Annotated in this window: 2 protein-coding genes; both read right to left on the minus strand. The window is 61.4% G+C overall.

Features of this window, described 5'->3' with window-relative positions:
- Positions 1 to 872 (minus strand): recombinase family protein (locus tag AC0L17_RS34415; RefSeq protein WP_473518982.1); only part of this gene is annotated, 872 nt, incomplete at its 3' end.
- Positions 869 to 1,344 (minus strand): hypothetical protein (locus AC0L17_RS34420; protein WP_473518983.1); only part of this gene is annotated, 476 nt, incomplete at its 5' end. The genes AC0L17_RS34415 and AC0L17_RS34420, both read right to left, overlap by 4 nt.

The raw sequence follows: 1,344 nt of genomic DNA on the forward strand, positions 1-1,344 counted from the left end.
CCTTCGTGATGGTCGATGAGCAAGACCTCCCAGTCGGCGCGATCGCGCCTGATCCCGCGCAAAATCCGTTTGCGTCCGGCCTCTATGGTGACTTTGCTGCAGGTTCGCCCGAACGCATAGGCGCCGGCGTAGATCGGGTTGGTGAGAATGTGGTGCACCGTATTGTAGACGGGCAGCTTCCAGACGATCGCCCTGTCCGCCGCGCGCGTGTAATTTACGGCAGGGAGCATAATGCCTTCGCTGCGCAGCCACAGATGCACCTGCCGGATGCTCTGCAGTTCGTCGAAACGCCGGAATACAAGATCGATCGCCTCGCGGATCCGCAGGTCCGGGTCTTTCTCGATCCGGTTCCGGCCCGACTTGACGTAACCGATCGCCACCGTCAGGAAAAGTTCGCCCCGTCGTGCCTTCTGCTTCAGGGCTTCGATCGAGCGGGCCCGCAGGATCGAAAGCTCCAGTTCGCTCATCGTGCCCTTCATGCCGAGCAGCAACCTGTCGTTGGGATGACGCGGTTCGTAGATGCCGTCCTCATCGATGATGAGCGTTCCGACAAGGCCGCAAAACTCGATGAGCGTATGCCAGTCCCGGCCATTGCGGGCCAGCCGAGAGGCTTCAATGGCGAGGACCGCACCAACCCGACCTTCGCAGATCGCCGCCAGAAGCTTCTCAAAGCCCGGACGGCTGATGCCAGACCCTGAACGACCGAGATCTTCATCAATGACGATGGCGTCTTTCCAGCCAAGGGACCGCGCTCGCTCGGCAAGGCCATATTGGCGTCGCCGGCTCTCGGGATTGTTGACGAGTTGATCGGCCGTCGACTGCCGGACATAGACATAGGCGCCGCGCGCGAGATGTTCAGCGGTGATCTTCATGATCTGCCTCCCGTCCCGTCTGGCTCACCACCGCTTCCCTCAGCAAGGTCTCGATCAGCGGGAGGGTGCGTTCCCGGACTTCGCCTGGAAGACTCGATGGCGGAGCCTTCGTGGAAAACAGGTCTGGTTGGTCGGTTCGGCATTGCCTGCGCTGCATGGTCGTCTCCTGGCTGGCGTGAGTCGCTCTGCAGAAAACGTAGACCTGCATCCACCTCGCGGCGCAGGTCGCGCAGGCATGAAAGGGGAAAACGGGGCGCCTCGCGAACCGCCATCGTCAGGGCGATCTCTTCCGTCATCCAGATCGGAATCAGCGCCAGGCTGCCATCCGGTTGTCGCCCGACATAGGCCGGCTCACCGCAATAACGCTGACGGCCTGTAACGAAAATCTCCCCGCCCGAACGCGGATGAAAGGCGTAACGGACAATCTTCTTTGCCTCGCCATCCTGATAACGGGCATTATGAGCCCAGTCCG

The organism is Mesorhizobium sp. WSM4829 (assembly GCF_055811475.1).